Raw genomic sequence first — 17,900 nt, forward strand, 5'->3', positions numbered from 1 at the left:
GATTTTAGCCCTCTTTCAGTGTTTGCAGCAGAAGAACCGTTGAAGCGGGCGGTTCGCGGCACGGCCCGCAAGGGCCCCGCAAAGGGCAGGGAGAACCGAATGCGCATTGATGCCAGGCGCGGCTTGCGCCTTTTCGCCGCCGGAGCGCTGGCGCTCGCCACCCTTTCAGCGCCCGCCTTCGCCATCACCCAGGAGGAAAGCACGGCCCTTGCCGCCATCTCGCAGAAGCTTGACGGCCTGCGCACGATGAATGGCGAGTTCATCCAATTTGGCCCGACCGGCCAGAAGAGCCAGGGCAAGTTCTATATCGCCCGGCCCGGCCGCATTCTTTTCGACTACGACCCGCCCTCGCGCCTCACCGTGCGCTCCGACGGGGAATCGGTGCTGGTGCAAGATGCCAGCCTGAAGACCGACGACCTGTGGCCCCTGTCGAAGACGCCGCTGAAGTTCCTCCTCGATATCGGCCTCAATCTGACCCGCTCCGACAAGGTTCGCGGCGTTGCCGTGGAGAGCGACCTTATCCAGGTGACGATCGTCGACGACGCCCAGTTCGGCGGTGGCACGCTCACCCTGTTCTTCGATCCTTCCAGCTACGAGCTGCGCCAATGGACGGTCCGCGATGCGCAGGGGCTCGATACGACCGTCGTGCTCTACAACGTGGAGACGGGCCGCAGCCTTTCGCCGGACCTGTTCAAAATCAACTACAGCGCCATCACCAACAGGGCGCGCGAGCGCTCGCTTCGAGATTAGAATATTTCCTAACTGTGACTCTTTTGCATGTTGGAATACAACGTGCCGACAGGTTATGAGGAACATGGCGATGCGTGGGCTTGTCTCGGCGACGGGAAGCCCCATCTAGTCGCTGCGGAGATCGACCCGGCCGATACAACGCCCCCCGTCTCGCTCGGGTTCGGTCCGCGAAGGCGTCCAGTCGATCCGGCTGGACGCCTTTCTTTTCGGCACCTTTCTTGTTGACGTTGCCCGTGGCGGGTGGATTTCCCGGCTCGGGGCGGCCATTCCCGCATCATGGCTTTTTCCGTCGCGACCTGGAACATCAACTCCGTCCGCCTGCGCATCGATCTGGTGCGCCACTTCTTGCAGGAGGCGGCGCCGGATGTACTGTGCCTGCAAGAGACCAAGTGTCCGGACGCGCTATTTCCGCAAAAGCCCTTCCAGGAGGCCGGCTACCCCTTCCTCGCTTTCGCTGGTGAGAAGGGCTACAACGGCGTCGCCATCGTCTCGCGCCGCCCGCTCGCCAAGATCGATCGCAGCTATTTCTGCAACCGCGAAGATTGCCGCCACATCTCGGCCGAAGTGACGACACGTGCCGGGCCTCTCACCTTGCACAACTTCTATGTCCCCGCCGGCGGCGACGAGCCTGACCCGGAAAAGAACTGGAAGTTCGCCCACAAGCTCGCCTTCGTGGAGGAGATGACGGCGGCCACGGAGCGTTTCGCGCGGCCGCGGACGATCCTGGTCGGCGACCTCAACATCGCCCCGTTGGAAACCGACGTCTGGTCACACCGCCAGCTCCTCAAGGTCGTCAGCCACACGCCGGTCGAGACGGAGGGACTGAAGCGCCTGCAGGCCGCCGGCAAATGGGTTGACGTCATGCGCCACTTCGTGCCGCCGGAAGAAAAGCTCTACACTTGGTGGAGTTACCGTTCGCCCAATTGGGAAGCGTCCGACCGAGGCCGGCGGCTCGACCATATCTGGGCTTCGCCGGACCTAGGTGAGCGTGCCCTCTCCATGCAGGTGCTGAAAGCGGCCAGAAGCTGGGAGCGCCCCTCCGATCACGTCCCGGTGGTCGCGACATTCGCCGAGGAATAGAAGAGCTCTCTAGTCGCCGGGAGTTTCCAGCCGCCGCCCGACGCGGCGGATCTGCTCGACGGTCTCCGTCAGCGCCCGGGTCAACTCCTGGCGCAGCCCTTCGGCGATCTCCGGGTACTCCTCGAAGAGACGACGAAACACCGAGCGACGGATTTGCAGCACCACGCTCGGCTCGGCCGCCAAGACCGTCTCATGGGCGCGCATCTCGGTGATGAGGGCGAGTTCGCCGATCAGCGCTCCCCGCTCCAGCGCTATGGCCTGCGCCATATCCGGCTTGCCCTCCTTGGGGCGTCCCGGCAGCGCGCGCAACGCACCGGACGCGACGAGATAGGCGGAATGCAGGGGTCGTCCGGCCTCCACGACCACCTCGCCCTCGCGCAGCGTCCGGCTTTCGGCCGAGAAGGCGATAAGGCGCAGATGATCCTCCGAGAAGCCGGCGAAGAAAGGCGCCTCCTTCAGGAGCGCGACATCGGAACCAAGGCTCATCGGCCCGCAACCTAGCTCCGGACCAGCTTATAGCCGCCGGCCTCCGTCACCAGAATCTCCGCATGCGAGGGATCCTTCTCGATCTTCTGGCGCAGCCGATAGATATGCGTCTCCAGGGTATGCGTGGTGACGCCCGAATTGTATCCCCATACCTCCGACAGAAGCACGTCCCGTGTCACCGTGCGCTCGCCGGCCCGATAGAGGTACTTCAAAATCGCCGTCTCCTTCTCCGTCAACCGCACCTTGCTGCCATTGGCATCCAGGAGCAGTTTCGCGGCCGGGCGGAACGTATAGGGCCCGATGGTGAAGGTGGCGTCCTCGCTCTGCTCGTGCTGCCTGAGATGCGCCCGAATGCGCGCCAGGAGCACGGCGAAGCGGAAGGGCTTGGCGACGTAATCGTTGGCACCCGCCTCCAGGCCGAGGACCGTGTCGGAATCGGTGTCGTGTCCCGTCAGCATGATGATCGGCGCCTTGATGCCGCTCTTGCGCAGGAGCTTCACCGCCTCGCGCCCGTCCATGTCGGGCAGCTCCACATCCATGATGACGAGGTCGACATGGCTGTCCTTGGCCGCCTTGATGCCGGCGCCGGCATTCTGCGCGGAGGCGATCTCGAATTCCTCATAGAGCGACAACTGCTCCATCAGCGCATTGCAGAGCTCTTTGTCGTCGTCGACGATGAGGATTCGTCTGGCCGTCATCGGCGCTCCTCTCTCACCACGATTGCGTGAGAATCTCTTGCGCCGGACCTTAGGGCAAGTTGATAAGGCCTGCCAGCCTGGCCATGCCGCCGTTCCCAGATCGTTTCATGTCCCCGCCCGATCCACGCTTCTGTCCGCCCGCCCAGCGCCCGAAAAGGCGAGACCCTGCCACGCCGCGCCGCAAGATCTGGGTGCGGGCGCTTCCCCGGGCACGCCAGACGGCGATCCTCTCCCTCGGCGACCTCACCTGCCGGGCGGCTCTCGGCCGCGGCGGCATGAACCGGGTCAAGCGCGAAGGCGACGGGGCGACCCCAGTCGGATGCCTGACTTTGGAATGGTGCGCCCTTCGGGCCGACCGGCGGCCAGCCATGCCGCGCCCAGCTCTGCCCACCATTGCGCTTTCTTGGGATGATGGCTGGTGCGACGCACCCGAAAGCCGGCGCTACAATCGGCCGGTACGTCTGCCCTTTCGCGCCTCGGCAGAGAAGATGTGGCGCGGTGACCATCTCTACGACGTGGTGATCGGCCTTTCCTGGAACACGGCGCCGGCCAGGCGCGGATTGGGCAGCGCCATCTTCTTCCATCTTGCCCGCCCCGGTCTGACGCCGACGGAAGGCTGCGTCGCCGTGCCACGGGCGATGATGCGCCTCCTCCTGCCGCGGCTTCGCCCCGGCTGCAAGATGCTTCTCCTGCCGCCCGGCGACAGCGGCCCGAAGCTGCGAAGGCCGAAAGGCAAACGCCGCTAGCCTTGGCGCGCCCCCTTGAAAGGCGCCCGGGCGCCGAAAATCGCGCTGCCGACGCGCACATGCGTGGCGCCGAGTTTCACGGCGGTCTCAAAATCGGCGCTCATGCCCATGGAGAGCTTGGCAAGTCCCAGCTTGTCGGCGAGCTTGGCCAGGAGCGCGAAATGCGGCCCGGGCGGCTCCTCCAGGGGCGGAATGCACATCAGCCCGGCGATCGACAGCCCGTGCTCCTTCCGGCAGCGCACCACGAAGGCTTCCACCTCCTGCGGCACGACGCCGGCCTTTTGTTCTTCCTCGCCTGTATTGACCTGCACGAAGAGCTCCGGTCGCCTGTCTTGTTTTTCCATTTCCTTGGCGAGCGCGGCGGCGAGCTTGTCGCGGTCGAGCGAATGGATGGCGTCAAAGAGCGCCACCGCCTCACGCGCCTTGTTGGTCTGCAAGGGCCCGATGAGATGCAGCTCGATATCGGCGTATACGCCCTTCAGCTCGGGCCATTTGCCCGCCGCTTCCTGAACGCGATTCTCGCCGAAGACGCGCTGGCCGGCTTCCAGCACCGGGCGGATCGCCTCCGGGCCGAAGGTCTTGCTGACGGCAATCAGCGTCACCGCGTCCGGTTGGCGCCCGACTTCGCGCGCCGCCGCCGTCATCCGCCGGGTGATATCGGCAAGCGCCGCCCGGCTGTCTTGCATGTGGCTCATCTGGAACGCCCGCGCCGAAGGACGGACCATCGCCGCTCGGCGAGGTTGACCGGCTCCGGCAATCCGTGTTGATGCTCTCCGGCCGCCGCAGCGGTGGATTTGCCCCCAACAACCATGCCGTCCATGACCGCGTCAACCGAACGCTACAACCCGCGAAACGTCGAAGCCCGCTGGCAATCCGTCTGGGAGGAGCGCGGTCTGTTCCGCTGCCCCGATGACGACCCGCGGCCGAAATACTACGTGCTGGAGATGTTCCCCTATCCTTCGGGGCGCATCCATATCGGCCATACCCGCAATTACACGATGGGCGACGTCGTCGCCCGCTACCGCCGCGCCCGCGGCTACAACGTGTTGCACCCGATGGGCTGGGACGCCTTCGGCATGCCGGCCGAGAACGCGGCCATGCAAAACAAGGTCCATCCCAAGGAATGGACCTACGCCAACATCGCCACCATGCGCGATCAGCTGAAACTGATGGGCTTTTCCATCGACTGGTCGCGCGAATTCGCCACCTGCGACGAGGAATACTACGCCCAGCAGCAGCGTCTCTTCCTGGATTTCCTCAAGGCCGGCCTGGTGCGGCGCAAGAGCGCCAAGGTCAACTGGGATCCGGTCGACCAGACGGTGCTCGCCAACGAACAGGTCATCGACGGCCGCGGCTGGCGCTCCGGCGCCCTGGTGGAGCAGCGCGAGCTCACCCAATGGTTCCTCGCCATCTCCGATTACGCCGACGAGCTTCTGGAGGCGCTGAAGACCCTGGAGCGCTGGCCGGAGAAAGTCCGCATCATGCAGGAGAAGTGGATCGGCCGCTCCGAGGGGCTGCGGATCCGCTTTCAGTTCGCCGGGACCGCGCCGGGCGGGGCGGAAATCCTGGAGGTCTTCACCACGCGGCCGGACACGCTCTTCGGCGCTTCCTTCATGGCGCTGTCGCCCGATCATCCGCTTTCGGCCGAGATCGCCGCCACCGATGAGAAAGCCAGGGCCTTCATCGCCGAATGCCAACGCCGCGGCACCTCCGCAGAGGCCGTGGAGACGGCCGAGAAGAGCGGCTACGACACCGGCCTCAAGGTTCGCCATCCCTTTCTCGACGGCAAGCTTCTGCCCGTCTACATCGCCAATTTCGTTCTGATGGGCTACGGCACCGGCGCTATTTTCGGCTGCCCGGCGCACGATCAGCGCGACCTCGATTTCGCCAACCGCTACGGCCTTCCCGTCACCCCGGTGGTGAAGCCCGACGAGGTGGCGGAGGCCGATTTCACCGTCCTGGAAGAGGCCTATCTTGGGCCAGGGCGCCTCGTCCATTCCGATTTCCTCAACGGCATGGGTGTCGAGGAAGCCAAGGAGGAGGTCGCGCGTCGGCTTGAGGGCCGCCAGGTCGCCGGGGCGCCGCAGGCCAGCCGCGAGGTCAATTTCCGCCTGCGCGACTGGGGCATCTCGCGGCAGCGCTATTGGGGCTGCCCGATCCCGATGATCCATTGCCGGACTTGCGGCGCCGTGCCGGTGCCGGAGGCGGATTTGCCGGTGCGCCTGCCGCAGGACATCGATTTCGACAAGCCGGGAAACCCGCTCGACCGCCATCCAAGCTGGAAGGACGTCGCCTGCCCGCAATGCGGTGCACAGGCGCGCCGCGAGACCGACACGATGGACACCTTCGTCGACTCCTCGTGGTATTTCGCCCGCTTCACCGCGCCGCGCGCCGCAACGCCGACCGTGCCGGAGATCGCCAATGCCTGGCTGCCGGTGGACCAGTATATCGGCGGCATTGAGCATGCGATCCTGCATCTTCTCTATTCGCGCTTCTTCACCCGCGCCATGACCGAGACCGGCCATCTCGACCTTGCCGAGCCCTTCGCCGGCCTCTTCACCCAGGGCATGGTGGTACACGAGACCTATCGCGAGCCGGATGGAGCGTTCCTGCCACCGGAGGAAATCGTGGTGGAGGAAAAGAGCGGGGTACGCCAAGCCCGCCACGCCAAGACCGGCGCGCCGGTGGAGATCGGCCCGATCGAGAAGATGTCGAAGTCGAAGCGCAATACGGTCGGGCCGGAGGAGATCAGCCGCAACTATGGTGCCGATACGGCACGCTGGTTCATGCTCTCCGACTCCCCGCCGGAGCGCGACGTGCAATGGTCTGCCGCCGGCGTGGAGGGCGCCCACCGTTTCGTGCAGCGCATCTGGCGCATGGTGACAGGAGCCGCCGCCTCCTTGCCGCCAGCCGGCTCTCCGGGGCCGGGTCGACTCTCGGAGGCCGATATCGGGCTCCGCCGCGCGACTCATCGCGCTATCCGCGATGTCACCGAAGCCATCGAAAACCTGCGTTTCAACCGCGCCATCGCCTTTTTGCACGACCTCGCCAATCAGATCGCTATTCATGATAGCGGTGATAAAGACGATAGTTGTGATAGTGGGTGGGCGCAGCGTGAGGCCCTCGAATCCCTCATTCTGTTGATGGGGCCTTTCATGCCGCATTTGGCTGAAGAGGCGTGGCAGGTTCTCGGCCACGACCGCCTCGTCGCCGAAACGGACTGGCCGGAGGCCGATCCGGCCCTTTTGCGCGAGGATGAGATCATTCTCCCGCTGCAGGTCAACGGCAAGAAGCGCGACGATCTCAAGGTCGCGCGCGATGCTAGCGTCGCCGAGATCGAGGCGGCCGCATTGGCGGCCGAGTGCGTCCAGCGCTTCCTTGAGGGAAGGCCGGCGCGCAAGGTCATCGTTGTGCCGGGGAGGATCGTCAATGTGGTCGGCTAGAAGAGCTTCTTTCGCGCTCATCCTCGCCGCCACGGCGCTGCTTGCCGCCTGTCAGGTTCGTCCGCTCTACGCGCCGGGACCGACGGGCCGGTCGGTGCAGGCGGAACTGGCCGCCGTCTCCGTCGCCGCCCCCTCGACGCGGCCTGAGCAGGTGTTCCGCAACACCCTGCTCTTTGGGCTCGAGGAGGCCACGCCCGTCCCCAAGCGCTACGATCTGCGCTACAGCCTCTCGCTTGCTTCGAGTTCCGTCGGCATTGAGAGCGTTACCGGCGTGCCCACCGCCTATCAGATCTCCGGCACGCTCAACTACGTGCTGACGGACGCCCAAACCGGCGAGCGGCTGACCAGCGGCACCATTGCCAACGTCGCTTCTTACGATCGCTCCTCCCAGACTTTCGCCAATATCCGCGCTGAGCGCGACGCGGAAAACCGCGTCGCAACGACCATTGCCGGAATTTTGAAGACACGGCTCGCCGCCTTCCTCGCCACCAGCTAGAGCCTCCTGTGATGGTGGCGATCCGTCCAGCCTCCGTATCCGGTTTCCTCGCCGCACCCCCGGCCGAGTTGCGCCTGTTTCTCGTCTATGGATCGGATCAGGGCGCCGTCAGTGAACGGGCCGCAGCCCTTTCCACTGCCCTTTCGGCTCGCGAGCCGCAGGGCACAACGCTTATCCGCATCGGTTCCGACGAGCTTGCCGGCGATCCCGGTCGTATCGCCGACGAATCGAACGCCGATCTCCTGTTCGGCGGCCCACCCCTCATCCGTTTGAAGCTGCTCGATGCCCGCCACAACGCCGTCGGCGCCCTTCGCCCCTTGATCGAGGCGCCGCCCGAGGCGGCCTACGTCATCGTGGAAGCGGAAGAGTTGCGAGCCGGCAGCGCCCTGCGCAAGCTCTTCGAGGAATCGGCTGCCGCGGCCGCGCTCCCCTGCTACGAGGCGAGCCCGGAGGATGTCGCCGATCTCGTACGCTCCAGCCTGCGCGAGGCGGGGCTGCGCGTGGAGCCGGAGGCCTTCGATTATCTCCTCGCCCATCTGGGCGGCGATCGCGGGGTCACGCGGCGTGAGCTGGAAAAGCTCGTCCTCTTCGCCGGCGACGCGGCCGAGATCACCTTGGAGGACGTCCTCGCCGTCACAGGAGAAAGCGTTGAGCTGCGCAACGATCGGCTGATCGATCACGCTCTGACGGGGGATCTTGACCGCCTGGCACTGGACCTCAATCGTCTGAAGGCGGAGGGAGGCTCGCCCGGCGCCCTTCTCGCCCAGGCGCTCAGCCATCTCATCATGCTTTCAGGCCTGTCGGCCCAGGCCGCTCACGGTGCCGCGCTCGGCCCGCTCGTTGAGCGGGCCCGTCCGCCCGTACATTTCCGTCGCAAGGAAAAGGTGGTGCGTTCCCTGCAGCTATGGCCCTCAGAGGCGCTGCAGCGCGCCCGAGCCGCCGTCGATCGGGCAATCTTGCTCACACGCCAGTTTCCCGGGCTCGATCACGCCATCGCCTCCGACACGTTGCTGAAGTTCGCTCTGGCCGCCCGCCGCGCCGCCCGGCGTTAGGTCGCGAAGATACCATGAACGCGGCGGACCTTCTCGTCCTGTCACGCTCTAGCTTCGCAGCCGCCCGCACACCATGTCGAGCTGCGCCAGATCGCGATACTTGATGCGCACTTCACCCTTGCCGTCCGGCTTGTGGCGGATATCGATCTGGAGACCGAGGCGGTCGCCCAGCTCTTTTTGCAGCGCCAGCGTATCGGCGTCCTTTTCCGCGGTTTGTCGCCGCTCGCCGGAGGCCGGTTCGGCACCGCGCTGCGCAAGCTTTTCCGTATCGCGCACCGAAAGGCCCTTGGCGATGGCGATCTCGGCCAGCCGCACCGGCTCTTCGGTATTGATCAAAGCCCGGGCATGTCCCGCCGTCAGGCGCCCGAAGCGCAGATGCTCCAACACTTTCTCCGGCAGCTTCAAGAGCCGCAGCGTGTTGGTGACATGCACCCGGCTCTTGCCGATGACGTCGGCGAGATCGCCCTGGCTGTAGCTGAACTCCTCGATGAGCGCCTGATAGCCTTGCGCCTCCTCCAGCGGGTTAAGGTCGGCGCGCTGCACGTTCTCCACGATGGCGAGTTCCAGCGCCTCCCGGTCGGAAACCTCCAGGAGCGTAATCGGAACTTCGTGGATGCCGGCAAGCTGCGCCGCGCGCCAGCGTCTTTCGCCGGCGATGATCTCGTATTCGCCGCTAACACCCGGTCGCGGCCGCACCACGACCGGCTGCACCAGCCCATGGGCACGGATGGACGCAGCAAGATCCTCAAGCTCCTCGCCGGAGAAATCTCGCCGGGGATTACGGGGATTGGGGTGGATGGAGGCCAAAAGGGCCGTCTGCGGCGCCGGGCGCGGTCTCTCCCCCTCTTCCGCCGGCGTCATCTCCGGCAACGCATAATCCTGTAAGAGGGCATCGAGGCCCCGTCCCAGCCGTCTTGTCGGTTCTTGCGCCATTCTCGTTCCGCCTATGCCCGCACGGCCTAAGCCGCCCTCAGGACCCGCTCGCGCTGGATGACCTCGCTGGCGAGCCTCAGATACGCCTGGCTGCCAGCGCAATTGATATCGTAGAGGATCGCCGGCTTGCCATGCGAGGGCGCCTCGGAGATGCGCACATTGCGCGGAATCACCGTCTCATACACCTTTTCGCCCATATGCGAGCGCACATCCTCCACCACCTGGCCGGAAAGGTTGTTGCGTCCATCGAACATGGTCAGCACGATCCCGTGGATGGAAAGCTCAGGATTGAGGCCCCGGCGCACCCGCTCCACCGTACCCAGGATCTGGCTGAGACCCTCCAGCGCGAAGAACTCGCATTGCAGCGGCACCAGCACGGCATGCGCCGCAGCCATCGCGTTAATGGTCAGAAGGTTGAGCGAGGGCGGGCAATCGATCAGGACATAGGTGAAGGGCGAATTTCCCTCCTTGCCGAGCGCGGCGACGGCCTTGCGCAGCCGAAAAGCACGATCCTGAAAGCTGGCGATCTCCAGCTCCACGCCGAGCAGGTCGAGCGTCGAAGGCGCGATCGACAAGCGCGGCACGACCGTCTCCACGGCGACATCGCGCAGCGGGACCTCCTCCATCAGAATGTCGTAGGTGGAGCGCTGGCGGCTTTCGCGGCCGATGCCGAGACCCGTGGAGGCGTTGCCCTGCGGATCGAGGTCGACGATAAGGACTCTCTCGCCGATAGCGGCAAGCGCCGTTCCGAGATTGATCGCGGTCGTCGTCTTGCCGACGCCACCCTTCTGATTGGCGATGACAAGAACGCGCGGGACAGAAGGAAGCCGCTCCACATTCTGCGGCATGTCTCAGGCCTTCCTCAGCTTCAGATTGGAGATGGCGGCAACGCCACCGCCGCCCCCGACGGCGCTTTCGTACCATATCTGATCGAAAGACCAGATGTGAGCCGCCGCCGCCTCTTCATGCACATATTCCTTGCCCTTCATGGCCAACACGATCCCGTCGGGTGCGAGCAGCGGCGCTGCCAGAGTGAAGAGCTCCGGCAACGGCGCCAGCGCCCTGGCGCTGACGATATCGTAGGGTGACGCGCTGCCAAGCGCCTCGATCCGTTCTGCGCGGATTGTCGCGCTCGGCGCGCACAGGCGTGCCGCCTGGCGCAGGAAAGCAGCCTTCTTCCGGTTCGCCTCCACCAGCGTGACCTGAAGTTCCGTGCCCTCCGCGGCGATGGCCACGACCATGCCTGGAAAGCCGCCGCCGCTGCCAAGATCGATCCACCTCTTCGCGCCCTCCGGCGCCAGCGGCAGAAGCTGCAGACTGTCGGCGACATGCCGCGTCCATAGCTCCGGCACCGTCTTGGGGGCGATGAGATTGTGGGTGGCCTGCCAAGTGAGGAGCAAAGCGACGAACCGTTCCAGAGCCGATTCGATGCCCGGTCGGAGATTGAAGGGGCGGAGAGCGGCACCTTTGTCAGGCGCCGTCATGGCTTGTGCCAGCGCGGGCTCAGGCGGCACGACGCTCCCTCGCCTGTCTCTTCACATGCGCTAGGATGAGGGTGAGCGCTGCCGACGTCATGCCCTCGATACGCCCGGCCTGGGCAAGGCTTGCCGGCCGCACCGTCTCAAGCCGCTCACGTAGCTCGTTGGAAAGGCCGGAAAGCGCCGCATAGGCGAAGCCTGCCGGAATCCTTACCGCCTCTTCGCGCTTCAGCGACGCGACATCCGCTTTCTGGCGATCGAGGTAGACCGCGTAGCGCGCATCGGTGGTGACGTGCCGCACAAGCGCCGGCTCTGCCGCGGCGAGTTCCGGCCAGATCGTCGCGAGCCTGGCGTAGGGAAGATCCGGATAGGCGAGGAGCTCGAAGGCGCTGCGCCGGATGCCATCCTGGTTGACCGCAAGGCCGTGCCGTGCGGCCTCGTTGGGCGTCAGGCTCTTCGCGTTGAGAAGCTCGCGGAGTCGTGCCAACTCGGCCATTTTCTTCCGGAACCGAGTCGAGCGTGCCGCGCCGACGATTCCCCAGGCTTCGCCGAGTGGCGTCAGCCGCTCATCGGCATTGTCGACCCTCAGTGCCAGCCGGTATTCCGCCCGCGAGGTGAACATCCGATAGGGCTCGGAGACGCCGCGGGTAACGAGGTCGTCGATCATCACCCCGAGATAGGCATCGGCACGCGAGACGGTCTGCGGCTCGGCCCCGCCGGCCCGGCGCGCCGCGTTGAGGCCGGCGATCAACCCCTGCGCCGCCGCCTCTTCGTAGCCGGTCGTGCCGTTGATTTGCCCTGCCAGGAAAAGCCCCGGAAGGCTCTTGGCCTCCAGTCCGGCGGTCAGCTCGCGCGGATCGACATGATCGTATTCGATGGCATAGCCCGGACGGAGGATACGCACCCGGCCAAGCCCCGGAAGGGTGCGCACGAACGCCGTCTGAACCTCCTCCGGCAAAGAGGTGGAGATGCCGTTCGGATAGACGGTATGATCCTCAAGGCCCTCCGGCTCCAGGAAGACCTGATGCGATTCCCGTTCCGCGAAACGGACGACCTTGTCCTCGATGGAAGGGCAGTAACGCGGTCCGCGGCTCGCGATCCGCCCTGAGTAGATGGCGGAGCGGGAAAGATTGGTGCGGATGATGGCATGCGCCTCTGCCCCGGTGCGAGTGATGGCGCAATCGATCTGCGGCGTTACAATCCGATCCGTGAGAGCGGAGAAGGGCTCCGGCGTTTCGTCACCCGGCTGTCGCTCCAGAGTCTCCCAGTCGATGCTGCGCCCGTCGAGACGCGGCGGCGTACCGGTCTTCATCCGCCCAAGCCGCAGCCCCAGTCGCGCCAGGGTATCTGCCAGAGCGATGGCCGGCCGCTCATCGACTCGACCCGCCGGCCAACTCCTCTCACCGAGGTGGATAAGGCCGCGCAGAAAAGTACCGGTCGTGATCACCACGGCGGCGCAGTGGATCGCGCGACCATCGGAAAGCTTAAGGCCAGCCACGCGGCCGCGCGCGATGAGAAGGTCGGACGCTTCCCCCTCGACGACGACAAGGCCCGCCTGCGTGGCGATGGCCTCCTGCATCGCTCGGCGATAGAGGGATCGATCCGCCTGTGCGCGCGGCCCCTGCACCGCTGGGCCCTTGCGGCGATTGAGCATCCGGAACTGGATACCCGCCGCATCGGCGACGCGCGCCATCAGCCCATCGAGGGCATCGATCTCGCGCACCAGATGCCCCTTGCCGAGTCCGCCGATAGCCGGATTGCACGACATTGCGCCGATCGTATCGAAGCGGTGCGTAATGAGGACGACATGCGCCCCGGCCCTGGCCGCAGCGGCGGCCGCCTCGCAGCCGGCATGGCCGCCGCCGATGATGGCAACATCGCAAGAGGTGATGCTCATAGGCTTTGGTCTAGTCGCTCTTTCTCGCCTTGAGAAGATGTTTCACGTGGAACCGATGAGGAGTCAGGATAGGTTTCACGTGGAACATCCGCTGAATCGTTCCGCGTGAAACCTCATTTGCCGATGCAGAACCGGGAGAATATCGCACCTAGCATCTCCTCCGCGTCGACCCGCCCAGCGATGCGTCCGATCGAAGTGACACAGCTTCGCAACTCCTCGACCGTCAACTCGTCGACCGTCATCCCTTCCCGTTCCAGCACCGATTCAATCCCCCGCCTCAGCGCCTGCAGACCCGTCCGCTGCCTCCCATTCACCGCTTCAGCCCCGGTCCCCGGGCTCCGGCCTCCGAGCTGCCCCCGCAACCAGTCACCGATCGCCCCCTCAAGCTCTTCCAGCCCCACCCCGGACTTTGCCGAGACACGGAACGCCGCATCGCCGATCCGCCCATGCGGCTCGCCCGAGATGTCCGCCTTGGTCTCGACCCTCCATACGTTCACTTCCGAGGCCTTCGTCGCACACCCGGCGTTCCCGCCCTCTGTCAGTCGAAGCACCAAATCCGCATTCTCCGCGCTAAGCCGCGCGCGGCGCACGCCCTCCATCTCCGCCGCGCTTGCCGCCGAGCGAAGCCCCGCCGTATCGACCAGCGTCACCGCATATCCCCCAAGCGAAAGCGGTACCGTCACGAGATCGCGGGTGGTACCCGGCTCGTCGCTGACAATCGCAACCTCCCTTCGGGCAAACGCATTGAGCAGCGTCGACTTGCCGACATTCGGCGCTCCCGTCAGCACAATCGTGAAGCCCTCCCGGATCCGCTCGGCGAAATACGATCCCGCCAGAACCGACTCCACCTCCGCAAGAAGTTGCCGAAGCTCCTTCCAGAACTCAGGCCCAAGCTCCTCGGCAGCATCTTCCTCGTCCGCGAAATCGAGCCGCGCCTCCACCTCCGCGAGCAGATCGCGGAGCCGTTCCCGCCATTGCGCAAGCCGGCGCGCCATCGCCCCTTCGGCCTGCGCCAGAGCCTGGCACCGCTGCGCCTCGGTTTCCGCAGCAATCAGATCGGCAAGCCCCTCCGCTTCCGTCAGGTCGAGACGACCGTTCAGGAAAGCGCGGCGGGTAAATTCCCCCGCCTCGGCAGCTCTGACGCCGTCCCGTTCCGCGAGCGATTCGAATATCTTCAGCACGACCGCCCGGCTGCCGTGACAATGCAGCTCGGCGCAATCCTCTCCGGCGAAGCTACCCGGTGCCGGCAGCCATACGACAAGCGCCTCGTCGATCGGCTCCCCGGTGCCGTCCCGCAACATCCGCAGGCACATCCGCCGCGCCGGCGGGACTGACCCGGCCATCGCCTCCAGCACCTCGCGGCTGCGCGGCCCGCAGATGCGAATCACCGCGACGCCGGCTGGCGGCGCCCCACTCGACAACGCGAAGATCGTCTCCATCTACCTTGCTACCCAACCGAAGGAACCGCCGAAGCCATATGGCCGAAAACCGCCTCGCACAATCCGCCAGCCCTTATCTTCGCCAACACGCCGACAATCCCGTCATGTGGCACCCATGGGACGAGAAAGCCCTCGCCGAGGCAGCCCGGCGCAACGTCCCAATACATCTCTCCATCGGCTACGCCGCCTGCCATTGGTGTCATGTCATGGCCCATGAAAGCTTCTCGGACGCGAAGACGGCCGAACTCCTCAACGCCGGCTTCGTCAACATCAAGGTTGATCGTGAGGAGCGACCCGACATCGACCATATCTATATGCGCGCCCTCCACGCCCTCGGCGAGCCCGGCGGTTGGCCACTCACCATGTTCCTGACCCCAGCGGGCGAGCCATTCTGGGGCGGCACCTATTTCCCGCCGGAGCCGCGTTTCGGTCGACCGAGCTTCCGTCAGCTCCTGACAGCGGTTTCAGAGACCTGGCGCGACAAACCCGACACGATCACCGCTAACACCGCAGCCATTTTGCAAAGGCTGACGCACCAGCCCGCGGCGCCTTCTCCCGCGCCCGACGCTCCCATTCTCGACGCCGCCGCCGCCCAGATGCTGACTCTCTACGACACCCGCCACGGTGGTTTCCATGGCGCCCCGAAGTTCCCCCAAGCCCCCCTACTGGAACTGACCTGGCGGGCCGGTCTCCGGACCGGAAACGAGTCGTTCCTGCACGCCGTTCTCCTCACCCTCCACAACATCTGCCAGGGCGGCATTTATGATCACCTCGGCGGCGGCTTTGCACGCTACGCCGTCGACGACCGCTGGCTGGTGCCGCATTTCGAGAAGATGCTCTCCGACAACGGTCAGCTCCTCTCGCTCCTCGCCCTCGCCGTGCAAAAGACCGCCTCGCCGCTCTTTCGCGCTCGGCTCAACGAAACCGCCGACTGGCTCCTCCGCGACATGCTACTCGCCGAAGGTGCCTTCGCCGCCAGCCTGGACGCCGACACCGAAAACGAAGAAGGCGCTACCTATGTCTGGAATGCCGCCGAGATCACTAGCTTGCTTGGCAACGATAGCGCCAACTTCGCCGCCCGCTACGGCGTGACGCCCGCCGGCAACTGGGAAGGCAGGAACATCCTCAATCGGCTCGGAGCCGATTCGTTCGAATGGCTCGGCGACGCGGAGGAAGCGCGTCTCGCGACACACCGGGCGAAGCTTCTTGCCGTGCGCGAGCGGCGCCCCCAACCCGCCCGCGACTACAAGATCCTTACCGATTGGAACGCGGTCGCGATCGCCGGCCTCGCCCGCGCCAGCGAGGTGAATGAGCGTCCCGAACTCCTCGCCGCCGCGGAGAAAGCGTTCGCCTTCCTCACAAACCTCGACGACCACGCCCCCGGCGCGCTCGTCCACGCCTGGTGCGATGCACGCGCCACCGCCGCGGGCCTCGCCACCGACTACGCCCAGATGATGCGCGCCGCATTGGAGCTGTACGCCCAAACCGGCGCCAAACGTTACCTTCACCACGCGGCGGCGTTCTTCGACCGCCTCGAGACCGATTTCCTCGATAAAGACTCTGGGACCTATTTCCTCACGGCCGACTCCGCCCCGCCCCTGATCCTGCGCCCACGCAGCGACACCGACGAAGCGATGCCAAACGCCAACGGCGTCGCGGCCGAAGCGGCGATCCGGCTTTCCCTGGTCACATCCGAACGACGGTTCCAAGACCGCGCCGAGGCCATCATCGAACGTTTCCGTCCGGCCATGATCCGCGACCTCATCGGCACCGCGAGCGTGCAAACGGCATGGGATACCGCCGAGCGCGCCCGTCACGTCACCCTCGCAGAAGGCCCCAACGCGCCCCCGCTGCGCTGTCTCGTCGCCGCGGAGGCTGACCCGGCCCTTCTGCAAGACGCCCTCGCCGCGGAAAGCGTCCAAGGCGCGCTGCGCCTATGCGACCGCCAACGATGTTATCCTGATGTCGTTGATACCGAGGCCGCGGCCGCACTCCTGCGCGATAGCCGCCGGGGCATCAACTCTCCGTCGGCATAAGACACCGCAGACGGCTTCGCGGCCGCCTGTCTCAGGTGTTCATGGAATCGAAGAATTCGGAATTCGACTTCGTGTGCCGCAGCTTGTCGAGAAGGAACTCGATGGCATCGACGACACCCATGGAGGAAAGAATCCGCCTCAGCACGAAAATCTTCTGAAGGTCGGCCCTTGGCACCAAAAGCTCTTCCTTCCGGGTTCCCGATTTCAGGATGTCCATGGAGGGGAACACCCGCTTGTCGGCGACCTTACGGTCGAGCACGATCTCCGAATTGCCCGTGCCCTTGAACTCCTCGAAGATCACCTCATCCATCCGACTGCCCGTATCGATCAGCGCCGTCGCGATGATCGATAACGACCCGCCCTCCTCGATATTGCGCGCCGCGCCAAAGAAGCGCTTCGGCCGCTGCAATGCGTTCGCGTCGACACCGCCCGTCAGCACCTTCCCGGAGGACGGCACCACCGTGTTGTACGCTCGGCCGAGGCGGGTGATGGAATCGAGCAAAATGACGACATCGCGTCCATGCTCCACCAGACGCTTGGCCTTTTCGATGACCATTTCCGCGACCTGCACATGCCGCGCCGCCGGCTCGTCGAACGTGGAGGAAATCACCTCGCCGCGCACCGTGCGCTGCATGTCGGTCACTTCTTCCGGCCGCTCGTCGATAAGCAGGACAATGACGTAGCATTCCGGATGATTGCTGGTGATGGAACGCGCGATGTTCTGCAACAGCACCGTCTTGCCGGTACGCGGCGGCGCCACGATCAAGCCGCGCTGTCCCTTGCCGAGCGGCGCCACCAGGTCGATCACCCGCGCCGACATGTCCTTCATCGTCGGATCGTCCAGCTCCATCTTGAAGCGGGTATCGGGATAGAGCGGCGTAAGGTTGTCGAAATGAACCTTGTGCTTCGCCTTCTCAGGCTCCTCGAAGTTGATCGTGTTAACTTTCAGGAGCGCGAAATACCGCTCACCATCCTTCGGACTTCGAATTTCTCCCTCGATCGTGTCGCCCGTTCGTAAAGAAAACCGGCGTATTTGCGAGGGCGAGACATAGATATCGTCCGGCCCGGGAAGGTAATTGGCATCCGGCGAGCGCAGGAAACCAAATCCATCTTGTAAGACTTCGATGACGCCTTCGCCAACGATGGTCATATCGCGTTCGGCGACCTTCTTGAGAATGGCGAACAACAGCTCCTGCTTGCGCAGAATGCTGGCATTCTCCACCTCATACTCTTCTGCAACCGCAAGAAGTTCGGTCGGCGACTTCGCCTTAAGGTCTTGTAGCTTGATCTCTGCCATGAAAGTTGAGTCCCGTGTGAAACACGGTCGTAAAGGCAAGGGGGTTCTTGGAAGGCGCCGCCACGGAGC

At 65.1% G+C, this 17,900-nt stretch carries 16 protein-coding genes; 7 read left to right on the forward strand and 9 right to left on the reverse strand.

Annotation, left to right across the window (positions count from 1 at the left end; translation table 11 throughout):
• Nucleotides 1–99: 99 nt before the first annotated feature.
• Nucleotides 100–750, forward strand: a complete 651-nt coding sequence (locus Q331_RS0109730; protein WP_034491764.1) for a LolA family protein — start codon at nucleotides 100–102, stop codon at nucleotides 748–750.
• Between the two features lie 276 nt (nucleotides 751–1,026).
• Nucleotides 1,027–1,830 carry an exodeoxyribonuclease III gene (locus Q331_RS0109735; protein ID WP_026380524.1) on the forward strand — a complete coding sequence of 268 codons (804 nt, stop codon included), beginning with the start codon at nucleotides 1,027–1,029 and terminating at the stop codon, nucleotides 1,828–1,830.
• Nucleotides 1,831–1,839: 9 nt separating this feature from the next.
• On the opposite strand, the gene Q331_RS20945 is transcribed toward Q331_RS0109735, so the two are convergent.
• Both Q331_RS20945 and Q331_RS0109745 read right to left on the reverse strand, forming a co-directional pair.
• Nucleotides 1,840–2,316, reverse strand: coding sequence for a Crp/Fnr family transcriptional regulator (locus Q331_RS20945; RefSeq protein WP_051630962.1), 477 nt, complete (start codon nucleotides 2,314–2,316; stop codon nucleotides 1,840–1,842).
• Nucleotides 2,317–2,327: 11 nt separating this feature from the next.
• Nucleotides 2,328–3,014: a response regulator transcription factor gene (locus tag Q331_RS0109745; RefSeq protein WP_026380525.1), complete on the reverse strand. Its 687-nt coding sequence runs from the start codon at nucleotides 3,012–3,014 to the stop codon at nucleotides 2,328–2,330.
• Nucleotides 3,015–3,205: 191 nt separating this feature from the next.
• Here Q331_RS0109745 and Q331_RS20950 point away from each other — a divergent pair, with 191 nt between their 5' ends.
• Nucleotides 3,206–3,760 (forward strand): L,D-transpeptidase family protein, encoded by a 555-nt coding sequence (locus Q331_RS20950; RefSeq protein WP_051630964.1) that lies wholly within the window; start codon nucleotides 3,206–3,208, stop codon nucleotides 3,758–3,760.
• Here Q331_RS20950 and Q331_RS0109755 read toward each other — a convergent pair.
• The gene (locus tag Q331_RS0109755; protein ID WP_026380526.1) at nucleotides 3,757–4,446 is read right to left on the reverse strand and encodes a YggS family pyridoxal phosphate-dependent enzyme; all 690 of its coding nucleotides are present in this window, start codon (nucleotides 4,444–4,446) and stop codon (nucleotides 3,757–3,759) included. The genes Q331_RS20950 and Q331_RS0109755 overlap by 4 nt on opposite strands.
• A gap of 132 nt (nucleotides 4,447–4,578) precedes the next feature.
• On the opposite strand from Q331_RS0109755, the gene leuS reads away from it, so the two are divergent.
• Genes leuS through holA form a run of 3 tightly spaced genes read left to right on the forward strand, consistent with a single transcriptional unit; the run spans nucleotide 4,579 to nucleotide 8,751 of the window.
• Entirely contained in the window at nucleotides 4,579–7,203 is a 2,625-nt protein-coding gene (gene leuS, locus Q331_RS0109760) for a leucine--tRNA ligase (RefSeq protein ID WP_034491749.1), read from the forward strand.
• A complete protein-coding gene (gene lptE / locus Q331_RS0109765; RefSeq protein ID WP_034491750.1) occupies nucleotides 7,190–7,699 on the forward strand; it encodes an LPS assembly lipoprotein LptE in 510 nt (169 codons plus the stop codon). The genes leuS and lptE overlap by 14 nt, the downstream gene beginning before the upstream one ends.
• Before the next feature lie 11 nt (nucleotides 7,700–7,710).
• Entirely contained in the window at nucleotides 7,711–8,751 is a 1,041-nt protein-coding gene (gene holA, locus Q331_RS0109770; RefSeq protein ID WP_084174972.1) for a DNA polymerase III subunit delta, read from the forward strand.
• A gap of 48 nt (nucleotides 8,752–8,799) precedes the next feature.
• Here the strand turns inward: holA and Q331_RS0109775 are convergent, their stop codons facing one another.
• From Q331_RS0109775 to mnmE, 5 genes are all read right to left on the reverse strand, one after another.
• Nucleotides 8,800–9,684, reverse strand: a complete 885-nt coding sequence (locus Q331_RS0109775) for a ParB/RepB/Spo0J family partition protein (RefSeq protein WP_026380530.1) — start codon at nucleotides 9,682–9,684, stop codon at nucleotides 8,800–8,802.
• 26 nt (nucleotides 9,685–9,710) lie between these two features.
• Complete coding sequence (locus Q331_RS0109780) at nucleotides 9,711–10,532, reverse strand: ParA family protein (protein WP_026380531.1); 822 nt, start codon at nucleotides 10,530–10,532, stop codon at nucleotides 9,711–9,713.
• Between the two features lie 3 nt (nucleotides 10,533–10,535).
• Complete coding sequence (gene rsmG / locus Q331_RS0109785; protein ID WP_034491770.1) at nucleotides 10,536–11,168, reverse strand: 16S rRNA (guanine(527)-N(7))-methyltransferase RsmG; 633 nt, start codon at nucleotides 11,166–11,168, stop codon at nucleotides 10,536–10,538.
• Between the two features lie 19 nt (nucleotides 11,169–11,187).
• Nucleotides 11,188–13,059 (reverse strand): tRNA uridine-5-carboxymethylaminomethyl(34) synthesis enzyme MnmG, encoded by a 1,872-nt coding sequence (mnmG, locus tag Q331_RS0109790; RefSeq protein ID WP_026380533.1) that lies wholly within the window; start codon nucleotides 13,057–13,059, stop codon nucleotides 11,188–11,190.
• A gap of 113 nt (nucleotides 13,060–13,172) precedes the next feature.
• Nucleotides 13,173–14,498 carry a tRNA uridine-5-carboxymethylaminomethyl(34) synthesis GTPase MnmE gene (mnmE, locus tag Q331_RS0109795; protein WP_026380534.1) on the reverse strand — a complete coding sequence of 442 codons (1,326 nt, stop codon included), beginning with the start codon at nucleotides 14,496–14,498 and terminating at the stop codon, nucleotides 13,173–13,175.
• A 38-nt stretch (nucleotides 14,499–14,536) separates the two neighbouring features.
• On the opposite strand from mnmE, the gene Q331_RS20955 reads away from it, so the two are divergent.
• A complete protein-coding gene (locus Q331_RS20955) occupies nucleotides 14,537–16,534 on the forward strand; it encodes a thioredoxin domain-containing protein (protein ID WP_034491772.1) in 1,998 nt (665 codons plus the stop codon).
• 31 nt (nucleotides 16,535–16,565) lie between these two features.
• On the opposite strand, the gene rho is transcribed toward Q331_RS20955, so the two are convergent.
• Nucleotides 16,566–17,831 carry a transcription termination factor Rho gene (rho, locus tag Q331_RS0109810; protein WP_026380535.1) on the reverse strand — a complete coding sequence of 422 codons (1,266 nt, stop codon included), beginning with the start codon at nucleotides 17,829–17,831 and terminating at the stop codon, nucleotides 16,566–16,568.
• Nucleotides 17,832–17,900 lie beyond the last annotated feature (69 nt).

Origin of the sequence: Afifella pfennigii DSM 17143 (assembly GCF_000688515.1) — a bacterium.
GTDB lineage: Bacteria > Pseudomonadota > Alphaproteobacteria > Rhizobiales > Afifellaceae > Afifella > Afifella pfennigii.

Excerpts from the sequence above, each read along its gene's own strand:
- Q331_RS0109730 (WP_034491764.1), top strand. The coding sequence starts at position 100 with ATGCGCATTGATGCCAGGCGCGGCTTGCGCCTTTTCGCCGCCGGAGCG.
- Q331_RS0109735 (WP_026380524.1), top strand. The coding sequence starts at position 1,027 with ATGGCTTTTTCCGTCGCGACCTGGAACATCAACTCCGTCCGCCTGCGC.
- Q331_RS20945 (WP_051630962.1), bottom strand. The coding sequence starts at position 2,316 with ATGAGCCTTGGTTCCGATGTCGCGCTCCTGAAGGAGGCGCCTTTCTTC.
- Q331_RS0109745 (WP_026380525.1), bottom strand. The coding sequence starts at position 3,014 with ATGACGGCCAGACGAATCCTCATCGTCGACGACGACAAAGAGCTCTGC.
- Q331_RS0109755 (WP_026380526.1), bottom strand. The coding sequence starts at position 4,446 with ATGCAAGACAGCCGGGCGGCGCTTGCCGATATCACCCGGCGGATGACG.
- leuS (WP_034491749.1), top strand. The coding sequence starts at position 4,579 with ATGACCGCGTCAACCGAACGCTACAACCCGCGAAACGTCGAAGCCCGC.
- lptE (WP_034491750.1), top strand. The coding sequence starts at position 7,190 with ATGTGGTCGGCTAGAAGAGCTTCTTTCGCGCTCATCCTCGCCGCCACG.
- holA (WP_084174972.1), top strand. The coding sequence starts at position 7,711 with ATGGTGGCGATCCGTCCAGCCTCCGTATCCGGTTTCCTCGCCGCACCC.
- Q331_RS0109775 (WP_026380530.1), bottom strand. The coding sequence starts at position 9,684 with ATGGCGCAAGAACCGACAAGACGGCTGGGACGGGGCCTCGATGCCCTC.
- Q331_RS0109780 (WP_026380531.1), bottom strand. The coding sequence starts at position 10,532 with ATGCCGCAGAATGTGGAGCGGCTTCCTTCTGTCCCGCGCGTTCTTGTC.
- rsmG (WP_034491770.1), bottom strand. The coding sequence starts at position 11,168 with ATGACGGCGCCTGACAAAGGTGCCGCTCTCCGCCCCTTCAATCTCCGA.
- mnmG (WP_026380533.1), bottom strand. The coding sequence starts at position 13,059 with ATGAGCATCACCTCTTGCGATGTTGCCATCATCGGCGGCGGCCATGCC.
- mnmE (WP_026380534.1), bottom strand. The coding sequence starts at position 14,498 with ATGGAGACGATCTTCGCGTTGTCGAGTGGGGCGCCGCCAGCCGGCGTC.
- Q331_RS20955 (WP_034491772.1), top strand. The coding sequence starts at position 14,537 with ATGGCCGAAAACCGCCTCGCACAATCCGCCAGCCCTTATCTTCGCCAA.
- rho (WP_026380535.1), bottom strand. The coding sequence starts at position 17,831 with ATGGCAGAGATCAAGCTACAAGACCTTAAGGCGAAGTCGCCGACCGAA.